The organism is Pontiella desulfatans (genome assembly GCF_900890425.1).
Classification (GTDB): domain Bacteria; phylum Verrucomicrobiota; class Kiritimatiellia; order Kiritimatiellales; family Pontiellaceae; genus Pontiella; species Pontiella desulfatans.
This window is the reverse complement of the sequence record NZ_CAAHFG010000003.1, coordinates 1,104,796-1,120,830: the sequence shown is the minus strand read 5'-3', so window position 1 is coordinate 1,120,830 and position 16,035 is coordinate 1,104,796. Positions and strand designations below refer to the sequence as shown.

At 59.2% G+C, this 16,035-nt stretch carries 13 protein-coding genes; 7 read left to right on the top strand and 6 right to left on the bottom strand.

All coding sequences use genetic code 11. The features are described 5' to 3' along the window. Window positions 1-19 precede the first annotated feature (19 nt). The gene (locus E9954_RS25115; protein ID WP_136082015.1) at window positions 20-709 is read right to left on the bottom strand and encodes a hypothetical protein; all 690 of its coding nucleotides are present in this window, start codon (window positions 707-709) and stop codon (window positions 20-22) included. Window positions 710-851: 142 nt separating this feature from the next. On the opposite strand from E9954_RS25115, the gene E9954_RS25110 reads away from it, so the two are divergent. Beyond that, a complete protein-coding gene (locus E9954_RS25110; RefSeq protein ID WP_136082014.1) occupies window positions 852-1,739 on the top strand; it encodes an SDR family NAD(P)-dependent oxidoreductase in 888 nt (295 codons plus the stop codon). Here the strand turns inward: E9954_RS25110 and E9954_RS25105 are convergent. Continuing rightward, window positions 1,736-3,061: a hypothetical protein gene (locus E9954_RS25105; protein ID WP_136082013.1), complete on the bottom strand. Its 1,326-nt coding sequence runs from the start codon at window positions 3,059-3,061 to the stop codon at window positions 1,736-1,738. The genes E9954_RS25110 and E9954_RS25105 overlap by 4 nt on opposite strands. 99 nt (window positions 3,062-3,160) lie before the next feature. On the opposite strand from E9954_RS25105, the gene dinB reads away from it, so the two are divergent. From dinB to E9954_RS25085, 4 genes are all read left to right on the top strand, one after another. After that, a complete protein-coding gene (dinB, locus tag E9954_RS25100; protein ID WP_136082012.1) occupies window positions 3,161-4,354 on the top strand; it encodes a DNA polymerase IV in 1,194 nt (397 codons plus the stop codon). Window positions 4,355-4,613: 259 nt separating this feature from the next. Then, complete coding sequence (gene metH / locus E9954_RS25095; protein ID WP_136082011.1) at window positions 4,614-8,312, top strand: methionine synthase; 3,699 nt, start codon at window positions 4,614-4,616, stop codon at window positions 8,310-8,312. A gap of 27 nt (window positions 8,313-8,339) precedes the next feature. Continuing rightward, window positions 8,340-10,172 (top strand): bifunctional homocysteine S-methyltransferase/methylenetetrahydrofolate reductase, encoded by a 1,833-nt coding sequence (locus E9954_RS25090; protein ID WP_136082010.1) that lies wholly within the window; start codon window positions 8,340-8,342, stop codon window positions 10,170-10,172. An 85-nt stretch (window positions 10,173-10,257) separates the two neighbouring features. Then, window positions 10,258-10,689 (top strand): HEAT repeat domain-containing protein, encoded by a 432-nt coding sequence (locus E9954_RS25085; RefSeq protein WP_136082009.1) that lies wholly within the window; start codon window positions 10,258-10,260, stop codon window positions 10,687-10,689. Between the two features lie 10 nt (window positions 10,690-10,699). On the opposite strand, the gene E9954_RS25080 is transcribed toward E9954_RS25085, so the two are convergent. Then, window positions 10,700-11,158, bottom strand: a complete 459-nt coding sequence (locus E9954_RS25080) for a hypothetical protein (protein WP_136082008.1) — start codon at window positions 11,156-11,158, stop codon at window positions 10,700-10,702. 142 nt (window positions 11,159-11,300) lie between these two features. On the opposite strand from E9954_RS25080, the gene E9954_RS25075 reads away from it, so the two are divergent. Beyond that, window positions 11,301-11,720, top strand: coding sequence for a group II truncated hemoglobin (locus tag E9954_RS25075; RefSeq protein WP_136082007.1), 420 nt, complete (start codon window positions 11,301-11,303; stop codon window positions 11,718-11,720). Here E9954_RS25075 and E9954_RS25070 read toward each other — a convergent pair whose 3' ends face one another. From E9954_RS25070 to gltX, 3 genes are read right to left on the bottom strand one after another with little or no spacing between them, the layout of a single operon-like run. Continuing rightward, entirely contained in the window at window positions 11,721-12,353 is a 633-nt protein-coding gene (locus E9954_RS25070) for a YveK family protein (RefSeq protein WP_136082006.1), read from the bottom strand. Window positions 12,354-12,365: 12 nt separating this feature from the next. After that, window positions 12,366-13,940, bottom strand: a complete 1,575-nt coding sequence (locus E9954_RS25065; protein WP_136082005.1) for an ATP-binding protein — start codon at window positions 13,938-13,940, stop codon at window positions 12,366-12,368. 42 nt (window positions 13,941-13,982) lie between these two features. Further along, window positions 13,983-15,290, bottom strand: a complete 1,308-nt coding sequence (gene gltX / locus E9954_RS25060; protein ID WP_136082004.1) for a glutamate--tRNA ligase — start codon at window positions 15,288-15,290, stop codon at window positions 13,983-13,985. A 146-nt stretch (window positions 15,291-15,436) separates the two neighbouring features. On the opposite strand from gltX, the gene hpt reads away from it, so the two are divergent. Continuing rightward, window positions 15,437-15,976 carry a hypoxanthine phosphoribosyltransferase gene (gene hpt, locus E9954_RS25055; protein WP_136082003.1) on the top strand — a complete coding sequence of 180 codons (540 nt, stop codon included), beginning with the start codon at window positions 15,437-15,439 and terminating at the stop codon, window positions 15,974-15,976. The last annotated feature ends 59 nt before the right edge of the window (window positions 15,977-16,035 follow it).

The following is a 16,035-nucleotide window of genomic DNA, read 5'->3' as shown; positions in this document are numbered from 1 at the left end:
CGCGTTACTCGTTACGCGCCTACTCCCCACCCGGTGGAGGTAGAATGCCTTCGGCCACGAGCTGGTCGTCCATATCCTTCGTCAACGGAATGGGAAGCGGCGGCATTCCGGCGCGGATAACCTCCATCTGGTACTGCCGCAGGTTTTCCTTAACCTCTTCGTTTTTCTGGACTTCTTCAGGAGTGGGAATCCTGGGCTCCGCAGGTTTAACCGGTTCGGTCGGACGGCGGAACCCGCCACCGAAACGACGGGGCGTGGCGGCCGGGCTTGCCGCGGGAGCGGCGGCGGCCGGCGCCTTGGCCAGCTCGAACGTGATCGGCTTGCCATTGCTTTCCAACGTTGCGCTCGAGTTCGGCAAGTCGATTTTCGAAAGCTTCATGCCTTTGAAGTTTTCACCGACCATCAGCATCACGCTGCTTGCCTCCCCCTTCTGCGCCTTCAGGTTCTGGAATCCGGCACGGATTTCGCCGCTTTCGGTTTCCATCAGGAAGCACAACCGGATTTCCTTTTCCAGCTTCTTGGCTTCGGCGGCCGCGGCCGCGGCATCCTGCACTGATTTGGCGGCTTCGTTGGCAATCGTCGGGTCTTCGCCAAAGGGCGACCGATCCACAATCACGTCGTAGCGGTCGCGCTTATATTCAGCGGCACGGGCCGCAAGTGTCCCCACGGCCAATAGAATCAAAATACATCTGGTCTGTTTTCCACCCATTCGAAAGCTTCCTTTAAAATCCTTGAAACAATGGGCACTCGCTTGCGGTTCGTCAAGCGCAAGGCGGGTTCCATTCCATCAGAGAACGTTCCGGCCCCCTCGGATATTGCCCGCACTCCCCAATTGAGCCTACAATCGCCGGATGAACCGTAAAACCGTCATCATTACCGGCGCCAATTCGGGCATCGGCAAGGCCGCCGCCCAACGGATGGCCGCCGAAGGGCACCGCATTGTCCTGGCCTGCCGCAATCCCGACCGGGCCGAAGCCGCGCAACGGGAAATCGGCGAAGACACCATCGTGGGACTGGTTGACCTCTCCCGCCGGGCCAGCATCCATGCCTTCACCGACTGGGCGCACCGTGAACTGGGGGAAATCGATGTGCTCATCAACAATGCCGCCGATTTCGATCTCGCGCACAAGGAACGGGAAATGACGGCGGATGGCTTCGAACGGATCTGGTTCACCAACCATCTCGCCCCGGTGTTGCTGGCCGACCGCCTGATGGACAGGCTCGTGGCCAGCCCGCAGGGCCGGATAATCAATGTTTCCTCCATGGGATTGCTCTTTCATCCGTTCCTGACGGTCGATTTGAAGGATCCCATGTTCAACCAACGGACGTTCTCCGTGGCCAAGGCCTACTACCAATCCAAGCTCGCACAACTCATGTACACCCTTTGGCTCTCGCGGCAGCTTTCGGGAACCATGGCCACGGCCAACTGCATCCGCGTCAGCAATGTCCGGCTCGACCTCGACCGTTTCCCCGACCTGCCGCAATGGATGAAAAACCTATACGCCATCAAGGCGCGCTTTTCGATCACCCCGGAACAGATGGCCGAAACCTATGCCCAAGCCGCCCTGAACGGCGATGCGGGCAACCAGACCGGACAACACATCGGCCACCCCTTCAAGGAAACCGGCATCCCCGTCTACGCCAAAGACCCGCTCTGCATCGAGCAGGTCATGCAGCTCACCTACAAGCAACTCGGCATCAGGCCGTCCATCTCCTATGAGCAACCGGAGACCGGCTAGCGCCGACGCCTGCCCAGCGGGACGGAAAGCGTGCCGTTGAAGAATTCGATGATGTGCCCGCGCTCGATCAGCCAGCCCAGCGGTTGAAGCGCATCCTTGGCCTCCTTCGACGCGGGATCGAGCGACGGATGCAGCACTTCCAGCAAGTGCTGGCGGGTGGACCCCGGATGCTCCTTCAGGAACATCAGCACTTCGGCAATCGAGGGAATGGTGTCCTCCGGCTTGACCGGATTCGGCTTGATGTGGGTCACGAAGTTAATCTTGCCGGCCTTGAACAGATAGAGATGCATATGCCGGAAGGCGGCCCGCATCGAAAACGACATGGTTAGCGCAAACCGGCTCTCCTTGCCCCACACGCGGCGGATGGCGTGCACAATGTTGCGGTCTTCGAGCCCCTGCGCCACCTTGGCCGGAAGCACCGCGCGGTGCGTGGCCTCGTATAGCCCGGGGATTTCCTTCGAAAAATCAACCTCGGCCTTTTTCAGGTCAACCGGCTCCGCCTCGGGATCGGACTTGAGCTTGTAGATGGTTTTCTTGCGGCTCTCCTCCTTCCATTGCTCGACCAGCTCCTCGTCCTTCACGATTTCTATGTTCCGCTTGTATTCTTCGAGCGACAGATGGGCAAAGCGCGACTCGTGAACCTCGCTGACCTTCTCGGAATAGCTATGGTGGTTGGGCGGCCCCAGCAGGATGCCGGTCTTGCGGCAACGGGCGACTCCCGGAAAACTGCCGGCGGGAGGTTCGGTTTCGACCTCCTCCTTTTCGTAGTAGTCGGCCATATGCTTCGATTTAACATGCTGGACCATCATCTCCTCGCGCTCTGCAACCGCCCGGCACTTCTTGCACTGGAACATCTCGAAATCCGGCGTGGCCTTGTTGCCCTCGATCTTGACGAGATACCCCTCCGAATCATGGATCAGCAGGCTGGCCAGATCCATCAGCGGATAGGCCCGGCGCGAGTGGTGGATTTGCCTCACCAACGAAGCGAGCCTCTTTTGCTCCGGAAGGAACGAGACCGTGATGGGTAGCTCCTTGAGCTGCTCACGCGGTTCGCGGCGACGCTCGGGACGCTCTTCGCGTTCGCGGCGCCCCTCGCCCTCGGGGCGGGGCCGGCGCGGGCGATCATCGCGGCGCTCATCCCGTCGGCCATCGCGGCGCGGCGGACGGCGATCATCGCGGCGCGGACGCTCGTCGGAATATTCCTTCTTGCTATAGTGGTTTTCGCCCGGGGGCTTGCGTGCCCACTGGGGCACAAAGTTGAGATCCAGGATCACATCGCGCGGATCCTTATGCTCTTCCTGTGCGTGTGTTTTCTCTTCCATAGGTCTGCACCATCGGTTTAGTTTATTGAAAAACAGTTTAGGGAAATCATTTCCAATGAAAAGCAATAACGACCGCCTGATTTGCCCTTCAGCCGAAACATGAACGAGCCACGCAAAACCTTTCTGCATGTCGACATGGATGCCTTCTTCGCATCCGTCGAACAACGCGACCACCCGGAGCTGCGCGGCAAGCCGGTGGTGGTCGGAGCACCGCCCGACCAGCGCGGCGTGGTGGCCGCCGCCTCCTACGAGGCCCGCAAATACGGCATCCATTCGGCCATGCCCTCCCGCACCGCCAAGCAAAAGTGCCCGCACGCCATCTTTGTTTCCCACAACATGGGAAACTATAAGGAAGCCTCCCGCCAGATCATGCGGATCTTCGAATCCTACACCCCCATCGTCCAGCCCCTCTCCATCGACGAAGCCTTCCTCGACGTCACCGGCGCCCGGCGCCTCTTCGGTGACGGGCCAACCATCGCCGAAAAAATACGGCGCGATATCCGCGAACAGACGCAGCTCACCGCCTCCGTCGGCGTGGCCCCCAACATGTTCCTCGCAAAAATCGCGTCCGACATGGATAAGCCGGACGGGCTGACCGTTGTCCCGTTCGAACAGGAGGCCATCGAGGCGTTCCTGGCCCCCCTGCCCATTGCCCGCATGTGGGGAGTGGGCAAGGTTACCCAGAAAAAACTGCTCTCCCTCGGCCTCAACACCATCGGCAAACTCCAGCAATGCGACCCCAAACAACTCGAAAGCGCCATCGGCTCCCGAGCCGCCAATGGGTTCATCCGCCTGGCGCACGGCATCGATGAGCGCGGCATCGTGGGCGAAGTGGATGAAAAAAGCATTTCCAACGAAATCACCTTCAAGGAGGATATTGCCGACCGTCCAACCATCGAGGCCACCTATAAACGCCTCATGGACAAGGTTGGAACCCGCTTGCGCAAGGCCGGCTTTTTTGCCACCACCGTCCACCTGAAGATCCGATGGAGCGATTTTTCCACCATCACCCGCCAAACCCGCTTCCCCGTCCCCTGCTCCGACGACACCAGCCTGCGTGAAGCCGGCATGCAGCTGCTGGAGGAACATCTCCGCCACCGGCCCGTCCGGTTGATCGGGTTTGGCGTCAGCGGCCTCACGGAAACCGAGGAACCCCAAACCCGGCAGCTCAACCTTTTCGAAACCCCCGACACCGCCCTGCAAAAAAAGAGAAGCCGATTAAGCCAAACCACCGATTCCGTCCGGGAAAAATATGGAAAAAACAGCCTGAAACGGGCCTCCGACCTGCCTTAAAAGAATTTAGTTAATATCTTGTCCACTATTCAGTCCATAAGTCGTTCCCTGTGCAAGAGACTTTACTGGTTTCTTCTTCCTAAGCGGCGCAAGGTTTATACCCCTCTACCTTGCGCCGCTTCCTTTTTGACCTCTCTTCCGGACGGAAAAACTGACGGCCGTCAGTTTTTCCGTCCGGAAGAGATTTGCCCGCACAATTAAATTGAAATATCCGGATAAACGGATATATACCCTTCAACCCTTTAAACCGGAGCAGGCCATGGCACATAAAAAATATTTGAACCCTTTCACCCATGAACACGGGCAGCTTTTCGCGGAACTGCTTCAAACACAGGTGCTCATGCTGGATGGGGCCATGGGCACCATGATCCAGAAGCACAAGCTGGAGGAAGCCGACTTCCGCGGAGACCGGTTTGCCGACCATCCATCCGACCTCAAGGGCAACAACGACCTGCTCACGCTGACCCAACCGCAGGTGATCGAGGATATCCACACCGAGTTTCTCGAAGCCGGGGCGGATATTGTTGAAACGAACACCTTCAGTTGCACCACCGTTTCCCAGGCCGACTATGGCTTGGAGTCGCTGGTGCGCGAGTTGAACATCGAGGGAGCAAAACTGGCGCGTAAGGCGGTGAACCGTGTGCTAGAAAAGGATCCATCGCGCACCTTGTTCGTGGCGGGTTCCATCGGGCCCACCAACCGTACCGCCTCCATTTCGCCGGATGTGAATGATCCGGGCTACCGCGCCGTCAGCTTCGATGATTTGGTTGCCGCCTACTCCGAACAGGCCGAGGCCCTCATTGAAGGCGGCGTCGATGTTTTGTTGGTCGAAACCGTATTCGACACGCTCAATGCCAAGGCCGCGCTTTATGCCATCGACGAAGTGTTCGAAAAGATCGGCCAGCGCCTGCCCGTCATGGTATCCGTCACGATCACCGACCAATCCGGCCGCACGCTCTCCGGCCAGACGCCGACCGCGTTCTGGTATTCGATCGAACATGCGCACCCGATTTCGGTCGGCATCAACTGCGCCCTCGGCGCGGAAGACATGCGCCCCTATATCGAAGAGCTGGGCGAGGTTGCCCCGTGCTACATCAGCATCTACGCCAACGCCGGCCTGCCCAACGCCTTCGGCGGCTACGACGACTCGCCGGCCGACATGGCCAAAATCTACGACGACTTTGCCCAACATGGGCTTGCCAACATTTGGGGCGGTTGCTGCGGCACCACCCCCGACCATATCCGCGCCATGGCCGAGGTCGTCAAAAAACACCCGCCGCGCGTTCCGCCCGAACCGGACGGCGCCCCGCGCTTCAGCGGACTGGAGCCGCTACGCATTACACCGGAAATGAACCTGTGCATGGTCGGCGAGCGCTCCAACATTACCGGCTCCCCCAAGTTTGCGCGGCTGATCCGCGAGGGTAATCTGGAAGAGGCGCTGCAGGTGGCCCGCCAGCAGGTCGAAACGGGCGCCAACCTGATTGATATCAACATGGACGAGGGCCTGATCGACTCCGTGGCGATGATGGTCAAGTTCCTCAACCTCGTGGCTTCCGAGCCCGACATCTGCCGCGTGCCGATCATGATCGATTCCTCCAAATGGGAAGTCATCGAGGCCGGGCTCAAATGCGTCCAGGGCAAGGGCATCGTCAACTCCATCAGCATGAAGGAGGGCGAGGACGCCTTCCGGGAGCATGCCAAAAAGATCCAGCGCTACGGTGCCGGCATGGTTGTGATGGCGTTCGATGAAAAAGGCCAGGCCGACACCACCGAGCGTCGGATTGAAATCTGCACCCGCGCCTACCGGATCCTCGTGGAGGAGCTGGGCATCGACCCGACCGACATTATTTTCGACCCGAACGTGTTCCCGATCGGCACCGGGATGGAGGAGCACCGCATCAACGCCACCTCCTTTTTCGAAGCCACCAAGATGATCCGCGAAACGCTGCCCCGTTGCTCGGTCAGCGGCGGCATCAGCAATGTTTCCTTCTCGTTCCGCGGCAACAACCGCGTCCGCGAAGCCATCCACGCCTCCTTCCTCTACCACGGCATGGAAGCCGGGCTCAACATGGCCATCGTCAACCCCGGCATGCTGGAGGTCTACGACGAAGTCGAACCCGGGCTGCTCAAGGCGGTTGAGGATGTTGTGCTGAACCGCGACGAAGACGCAACCGAACGCCTGATCGATTTTGCGGAACGCATCAAGGCCGAGGGCGGCGACACCAAGAAGGAAGCCGAAATCCAGGCATGGCGCGAAGGCTCGGTTGAGGAGCGTCTTTCGCACGCCTTGGTGAAAGGCATCGTCGACCACATCGATGCGGACGTCGAGGAGGCGCGGCAAAAATACGAACGCCCGCTGCACGTGATCGAGGGGCCGCTGATGGCCGGCATGGGCATTGTTGGCGACCTGTTTGGATCGGGCAAGATGTTCCTGCCGCAGGTGGTGAAGAGCGCGCGCGTCATGAAAAAGGCGGTGGCCTATCTCCTGCCCTACATGGATGCCGAAAAGGACGGCGGTGGATCGTCCAGCGCCGGCAAGGTGCTGATGGCCACGGTCAAGGGCGATGTCCACGACATCGGCAAAAACATTGTCGGCGTGGTGCTGGCCTGCAACAACTTCGAGGTGAAGGATATCGGCGTCATGGTTCCGTGGGATACGATTCTCAAGGAAGCCAAGGAATGGGGTGCGGATGTGATCGGCCTTTCCGGCCTGATCACGCCATCGCTCGACGAAATGGTTCACGTGGCCAAGGAGATGGAGCGCGAAGGACTGAAGATTCCGCTCCTGCTCGGCGGCGCCACCACCAGCAAGAAGCACACGGCGGTGAAGATTGCACCCGAATACAGCGGAACCGCCATGCATGTGCTCGATGCCTCCCGCGCCGTGACCGTGGTGCAATCGTTGCTGAGCGGCGACGAGAAGTTCCGCAGCGCCGTACGCTTTGAATACAACGCGATCCGGGAACAACATGAGGCATCGCAGGAAATCCGAGATTTCATGCCGCTGGACAAGGCGCGCGCCAATGCCTTTGATGCGGACTGGAAGGGCTATGTCCCGCCCAGCCCGGACTTCATAGGAACCCAGGCGGTTCAGGTTTCTGTGGAGGCGCTCGTGCCCTACATCGATTGGACTCCGTTCTTCTGGACCTGGGAGCTGGAAGGCAAATATCCCGCCGTGCTCGACCACCCCGAAGCGCAGTCGCTCTTCGATGATGCCCAGGCGATGCTCCGGCAAGCCATGGCCGAAAACTGGTTCGAACCACGCGGTGTGCACGCCTTTTTCCCGGCGGCCCGCGTCGGCGACAGCGTGGAGGTCTACACCGATGAATCGCGTACCGAAAAGCTGAACACCCTTCAATTCCTGCGCCAGCAGATGATCAAGAAGGATGGAACGCCCAACCGGTCGCTGGCCGACTTTGTTGCACCGAAAGAGGCGAGTTGCGCCGACTATATCGGCGCGTTCGCCGTGACCACCGGGCCCCGCGTAGTGGAAATCGCCGACGGCTACAAGGCCGACCACGACGACTACAACGCCATTCTTGTGCAGGCGCTGGGCGACCGGCTGGCCGAGGCGTTCGCGGAATACCTGCACGAAAAAGCGCGCCGTGACTGGGGTTTTGGGAAGGACGAAAACCTTTCGCCCAACGAAATGGTCAACGAAAAATACCAGGGCATCCGCCCGGCGGCCGGTTATCCCGCCTGCCCCGACCACTCCGAAAAGATCACGATCTTCGAACTGCTGAACGCAACGGAACAGACCGGCATCGAGCTGACCGAAAGCATGGCGATGAACCCGCCCAGCTCGGTGTCCGGCCTCTATTTCTCGCACCCCGACTCGCGTTACTTCCCGCTCGGCCGAATCAGCAAGGAGCAGGTGGAGGACTATGCCCAGCGCAAAGGATGGAGCATTGAAGTCGCGGAGAAATGGCTCTCACCCAACCTGGGATACAATGCGTGACGAAATATCCAACAACGAGAACAGACTATGAAAACAATCCTAGAACGCATGGCAGACCAACCCCTGATCTTCGACGGGGCGATGGGAACGATGATCTATTCGAAGGGCGTGTTCATCAATACGTGCTACGAACACCTTTGCATCACCAATCCCAAACTGGTTGGCGGCATCCATCAGGAATATGCCGATGCCGGGGCGGACGTGATCGAAACCAACTCGTTCGGCGCCAACCGCCTGAAACTGCAGGGGCACGGACTGGCCGACCAACTCGAAGACATCAACCGCGCATCCGTCCGGCTGGCCCGGGCAGCCGCGGGTGATGCCGCGTTGGTTGCGGGATCGGTCGGGCCGTTGCTGAAGTCGGGCCAGGTCTTCCTTGAAAGCCAAGCCGGCGAACTGGCGGAAATATTCCGCGAACAACTGGCCATTCTTGCGGACGAGGGCGTCGACTTTTTCATGCTCGAAACCTTTACGCATATCCAGGAAGCGCAGCTTGCGGCCAAGGTGGCCAAGACGCTGGGCATTCCCGTTTTTGTTTCCATGACGGTCGGCATTGAAGGAACAACCGAAAAAGGCCGCAAGGTCGAACAGCTGGTCCAAACGCTGGAAAACGACGGGAACGTGGACGGCATCGGGCTCAACTGCGGCGTGGGCCCTGCGGCGGCCTACAGCAATGCCGAGCGCGCCCTGCCACTGACCTCCAAGCCGATGGTGGTGATGGCCAACGCCGGCTACCCGCAAGAAGTGGACGGCCGGATGATCTACATGGCTTCCCCCGAATATTTCACGGAATATGCCAAACGCATGATCGAACTCGGCGTGCGCGGCGTCGGCGGATGCTGCGGCACCACCCCGGCCGATATCGCCACGGCGGCCAAGAGCATCAAATCCATGACCGGCGTAAAGCAGCATGTGGCCATTTCCAGCCATACCGACCAGGAAGCCCCGAAGGTGGACGTGGTTCCAATGGCGGAAAAATGCGGCTTTGCGGCCAAGCTGGCCCGCGGCGAAAAAGTCACCAGCGTAGAGATCACCCCGCCCCGCTCCATCGATCTCAAGCCGATGCTCGCCCAGTGCCAAACCTGCAAGGATGCCGGCATCGACGCCATCAACATTCCCGACGGCCCGCGCGCCAGCGCGCGCATTTCGCCAATGGTTGCGGCGCTGTTCGTCGAGCGCGAAGTGGGCATTGAAACCGTGCTGCACTACTGCTGCCGCGACCGCAACCTGATCGGCATGCAGTCCGACCTGCTCGGCGGCTATGCCGGCGGCCTGAGGAATTATCTCATCATCACCGGCGATCCGCCCAAGCTCGGCGACTATCCGGATTCCACACCCGTATTCGACGTGGATGCCGTCGGCCTGACGCAGGTCGTCAACAACCTGAACCACGGCGTGGATGTTGGAGGCAACCCGATCAATCCGCCGACCGGCATCCTGATCGGCGTGGGCGCCAACCCGTGCGCGGTCGAACCGGAGCGCGAGTTGCAGCATTACATGAACAAGATTCATGCCGGGGCGGAATATTCCATCACCCAGCCGATCTTCGATCCGGAAGCCCTGCTGCGCTTCATGGATGCGGCGGCGGCCCGCGGCGGAACCATTCCGGTGGTCGCCGGCGTCTGGCCGCTGGTATCGCTGCGCAATGCCGAATTCCTCGCCAACGAAGTTCCGGGCGTTGAAATTCCGGATGCCATTCTTGAACGGATGAGCCATGCCAAAACCAAGGAAGACGGCCGCAAGCTCGGCATCGAGATCGCCCGCGAGATCTGCGAGGCGATTGCCGACCGCGTTGCCGGCTACCAGGTCAGCGCCCCGTTCGGCATTGTGGATCTTGCGCTGCAGGTGCTGGAAAATTGACAACCGCAGGATTGACTCGCATTCGCTCGATAATCCATTAGGTTGATTGGCGAGCGAATGCGAGTTAAGCAAAGGAGAACCTGCGATGAAAAGCCCTATGCTTCCCTCCGACCACCAAGCAGCTCGGAAACGCGCTTTGGAGCTGGGTAGAAGCGGGAGTCCTGAAGCCTTGAACGAGCTGAGAGTCTTACTTTCTACCCCCTCGAACGACGTTCAGCGGCTGGCGGCCTCGGCCATTGGGAAGCTTGCCGAATTCGGAGTGGACGCAAAGCGGGCCGTGGCCGCCCTTGCGCCTTTGGCAAAAGAAGCACGGCATCCGCAAACGCAGCAGTATGCCATCCGGGCGCTGGTGAAGTTTGGCGCCCGAGCCGCCGGTTATCAGCGGCGCTGGAACCTAAAACGGAAGATGGCCGATTTCCTCATCGAAGCCACGGCGGAAGAACTTGGACTCGAACTCGCCACACGCAATGCCAAGGATTTCCGGCAGGCTATGACGGTTGTGCCCTACGAACTATAGCGCCCGCAACCTACTGTTTTTTCGCGGTGATCCAGAAGGTTTTGTTGCGCACGGTGGCTTCGGCATCGATTTGGAAGCAGATCTGATCGATGATGGATATGATGGAGTCGTGCTGCGTGTTGATGCTGATCTTGAGATCCTTTTCGACACTGCGGGAACATACGATGGCCGCGTCGGAAAGCAGCGTCAGCATGTTGAATGCTTCATAGGCCGGCAAATCATGAATGCGCAGGGGGGCACGTTCCTGGCTGAGGCTCTCAATGAATTTGTCGTCCGCGGATTGGTCGAGTTCCAGCCGATACGTCTTTTCGCCCATTTTGAAGCTGGCCCCGTTTGTCAGCACGGTGACCTCGGAACTCGCACCCGTTTCGGAATCGACCAGTTTCGCGGACGGAAGGGCTGCCATGGCAACCGATGCGGAACAAAGCGCGACAATCCCTAACCCAAAAACCTTCTGCATCTTAGCCATGAAATTCTCCTGATTGTTTAATCGAGGATCACAAGATGCCGCCCAATGCGCTCCAGCACAAGGAGGGAGATACATTTTTTACTCGAAGGGCTGGCCTTCCAAAAGCCGGACCGGTATATAGTACCATTTTAGTGAGGTTTAAATGTCCGACAATTTGGAAAATCTGCATGCCCAATACCGCGAAGGCGACACCCAGTTCCGCATGGCCGGGGGAATTGAGGGAATCACGAAACTGGCCAACGACTTCTACGATGTGATGGAATCGCTTCCGGAGGCGCGGAAGATCCTATTCATGCACCCGACAGACCTGACGATGTCGCGCGAAAAGCTGGCGGTGTTCCTCTGCGGCTACCTGGACGGCCCCGACCGGTATGCGGAAAAATACGGACCGATGCAACTGGCGCCGGCCCACGCCCATCTCGCCATTGGCACCGCGGAAAAGGAAGCCTGGTTGCTCTGCATGGAAAAGGCGCTGGCCCTGCAGGACTATCCCCGCGAGTTCCAGGAGTTCCTGCTCAAGCGCCTTTCCGTTCCCGCCGATCGTTGCCGCAACCGGCCCTAGTCAGCGGGGAACCGGCGGCGGTTTCTTATTCAGGCCGGCCAGCAACAGGATCAGCCCGACGATGCCCATGCCCAGCGCGAACGCAACGGAAAGCAGGGTGTTCAAGAACAGGTTGGGGCTGACGGGCCGGCGGTTGGGTTCGGCGATGTCGATGAGCTCAACCGAATCCATCTTGGCTTGCGCCCTCTTGGCGTCGCGATAGGTTGCCACCATTTCATTCGCAATATCGGCGGCCTCATCCGGATTGTCGCGCCTGACGCTGATCTCAACGATCGGTGAGTTGCGACGGTTTGATATGTTGATGCTATTCCGCAGAATCTTGCAAGCCACGGAACGAGGCAGTTTCTCCCGGTCGCGCCCCCATTCAGACTGCAGATCGAGGCGTTTGATCACCTCATGGAGAATCGGCTTGGATTCGAGGATCGCCATCTCTGTTTGAATCAACGCCGAGGCCGAGAGTCCGCAATGTTCGCAAGGATTCGGGCACCCCGCCCCTCCCAGGGCCCGCACGGAAACCACCGCCGTTGATTGATAGATGTTCGGAAGCATCAAGGTATATACGGTGCTCGCCAGGATCACAACGGGAACCATCGAAATCAGGATGATCCCCAAAACCATCAACGCTTTTTTCATCGTTCCCCCGACTTAATCCGATTGAGACCCCAGAGATTGGAAGACCGCGTTGGACAGCTCCGCAACATTGATGGGCTTGGTGATATAGCCATCCATGCCGCCTTCCAAACAACGTTCGCGGTCGCCACTGAGGGCGTGGGCGGTCATTGCGATGATGGGTAGTCGGGGCAACGCCTCCGCCACCTCCTTTTCCCGGATGGCCTTGGTAGTTTCGAGTCCGTCCATCTTGGGCATCTGCACATCCATCAGCACCAGGTCGAAATGGCGGTTCGCCAAAAGTTCGATGGCATCGGCACCATCCTTCGAAGCCTCCGCAATACACCCCATCTTATGCAGCGTGCGCACGGCAACGGTTTGATTCACGAGATTGTCCTCCACCACCAACACCCGGACATCCCGATCCATGGCCTGGATTTCCATACGGGTTGACAAAAGTATGTCCTGGGTGGCGCTCACTTCGTCCTCGCACGGCTTGGGTGTGCCGGTCTTCACGAAGTCGAATGCGGTCTGGACACTTGTCCCACTCTGCAGATCAACCGGGATTTCGAACCAGAAAACGGAACCTTCGCCAGCGGCACTTTCAGCCCCGATCTCGCCGCCCATGATTTCCACCAGCTGCTTGCAGATCGTCAGCCCCAGGCCGGTTCCTCCATATTTGCGGGAGGTCGAGGCATCCTGCTGATGGAATGCGCCAAAGATATGGGCCAAATGCCCGGGATCGATGCCAATGCCCGTGTCCCTGACTTCGAACCGGATATGGACGTGGCCATCATGGCGGTCGGAAAGCAATACAGCCAATGCCACCTCACCCTCTTCGGTGAACTTGATGGCGTTGCCGACGAGGTTGGTGAGGATCTGCCGGAGGCGGCTCACATCGCCGCATAACCGGGCAGGCACCTCCGGGTCCACACGCACGTCGAAGCCGATCCCTTTGCGTTGCGCTTGCAGACTCAGCATGGCCCGCAGATCGCCCAGCACAACCTTCAGATCGAAATCGAGTATTTCGATCTCCATGTGCCCCGCCTCGATCTTTGAGAAATCCAGGATATCGTTCACGATGGCCAACAATGATTTGCCGCTGCGGTGCACCGTGGCGGCCAGGTCTTGCTGGTCTTCCGTGAGCCCCGAATCCAGCAGCAGGTTGGTGACCCCGATGATGCCGTTCATGGGGGTTCGGATTTCATGGCTCATGTTGGCGAGGAATTCGCTTTTGGCAATGTTGGCCGCCTGGGCCTCGACCGCCAGTTCATTGGCACGCCGGATGGCCTCCTGCAGTTGTTCGTTGGCCTCCTCGAGTTTTTCGCGCGCCTCCTCGGTATCCTCGTTCACGCTCACCAGCATGGCGATGTTGGCATCGCGGTCGCGCAACCGTTCCTCGCGGGCGGCCTCGGCCATCACGCGTCGCTCCAGCTCGCGCTCGAGATCTACGGACTGCCGTTGCATCCGCCGCTTGAGCCGCCGGTTCCAGACCAGCACCCAAACCAACACAAGGAGCACCAGCAGTTGCATCGCCATGACGAACGGCCATGCCTTGACCAGGTCGACCGCCGCAAGCGTTGTGAAACATGATGTGGATATGAGCTGCATTTTTCCAAGCCTGAAGGGAGACTCTTGCCTCCGCTTGGAAAACTATGCCAAAAACAATTGAACCGTGCGATCAATTCTTTTCAGCACACGCTCGCGCCCCAGCACATCCAGCATGGGGAACAAGTCCGGCCCGGACTGGATGCCGGAAACCGCAATGCGCGCCGGCGCCATCACCGCTCCGAAACCGAGGCCGGACGCTTCGACAAAATCGTGCAACGCTTGGTCGGTCGAGGCTTCGTCGAAGACTTCCAGGGCAGCCAGGAGCTCCTTCAGCTGGGCCAGGATGTCGGCCACGCCGTCCTTCTGGATTTTCTTCTTCACGGCCTTCTCGTCGTATGCATAGTCATCGGTGAAGAAATAGCCCACCATCGGCGCAAGGTCGGCCACGGTCTTGACGCGCTCGCGGACCAGCCCGAACACACGCTGGGCATATTCGGGTTCCGCCTCGATCCCCGCCTTCTCCAGCTCGGCGAATGCCATGGAATCGAACTCCTCCTCCGGAAGCTTCAGCATGTATTCGCCGTTCATCCATGTCAGCTTCTTCAGGTCGACCTGGGCGGCGGACGACTGGCAGCGCTCCAGCGTGAAGGCCTCGACCATCTCGTCGCGGCTCATCACTTCGCGGTCGTCGCCGGGCGACCAGCCCAGCAGGGCGAGATAGTTGAAGAGCGCATCGCCGAGGAATCCCTTTTCGCGGAAATCGCCGACGAACGCGTCGCCGTCGCGCTTGGAGTAGGGCTTGCCCTGCGCGTTGACGATCATCGGAAGGTGGGCAAAGTTCGGGACTTCGGCGCCGAGGGCCTTATAGAGCGCAATATGGCGGAAGGTGTTTTCCACATGGTCGTCGCCGCGGATCACGTGGGTGACCCCCTGTTCGATGTCGTCGAGCACGTTGGCCAAATGGAACACCGGCGTCCCGTTGGAGCGGACGATGACGAAATCCTGCATGTTTTCCGCCGCCTTCGAAAGCGTACCTTTGATGCCGTCCTCGAACGTGCTGTCGGTTCCGGGCATCTTGAAGATGATGCATTCGCCCTGTCCGGTTCCGCCCTTGTCCTCCTTGTAGGCCATGCCCTTGGAGAGGAGCATTTCCGCCGCTTCGAGGTGCGCCTCCATGCGGGTGCTCTGGTAGAGCGGTTCCCCGTCGACATCCAGCTTCAACCACTCCATGGCCTCGAGCAGGGTTTGGATGGCCTCGGGGGTCGAGCGCTCGCGGTCCGTATCTTCCACGCGCAGAAGGAATTCCCCACCCATGTGGCGGGCGAACAACCAGTTGTAGATCGCGGCACGCATGTTGCCGATGTGGACATGGCCCGTAGGGCTCGGTGCAAAACGTGTACGTACTTTCATTTCAAATCTCCAGTGAACGTGATCCGTGGCGATTGAGGCGAGATTCAATTCACGCGTCACGGATCAATCGTCACTCTTTCGTTGCCCAAATCCAAAACGTTGGGCATGCTTACTACCAAATTTTGGAAGAACTGCGGAGACTACCCATGAGAGCGCACGATGTAAAAGAAATCCTGATCGATAAACAAACCATTGCCCGGCGGGTGGACTCCCTGGTGGACGAAATCATTGCAACCGACCAACCCGACCACCTGGTGGTGGTGGGCATCCTGAAGGGCAGTTTCATGTTTTTCGCCGATTTGATGCGTAGTTTCTACCGCCACAACGCCCATCCCCACATCGATTTCATGACGCTTTCGAGCTATGGCGCGGGCACCGTCTCCTCCGGCACCGTCCAAATCATCCACGACATCCGCGAAAACCTGACCGATGCCAACGTCCTGCTCGTCGACGACATCCTCGATAGCGGCCGCACCCTGGCCTTCACCAAGAAACTGATGATTGAACGCGGCGCGAAAACCGTGCATTCCTGCGTCCTGCTCGACAAAAAGGCCAACCGCGCCGTGGAGTTCGAGGCCGACTTCAAGGGCTTTGAAATCGACGACCTTTTCGTGGTCGGCTACGGCCTCGACTACGACAACCTCTACCGCGAACTCCCCCACATCGCCAAAGTAAATTTCCAATAGTATTCACCGCCCATACTTGCGGAACCGCCGTTTATACGTGTACTGTGCATGCAACTCTC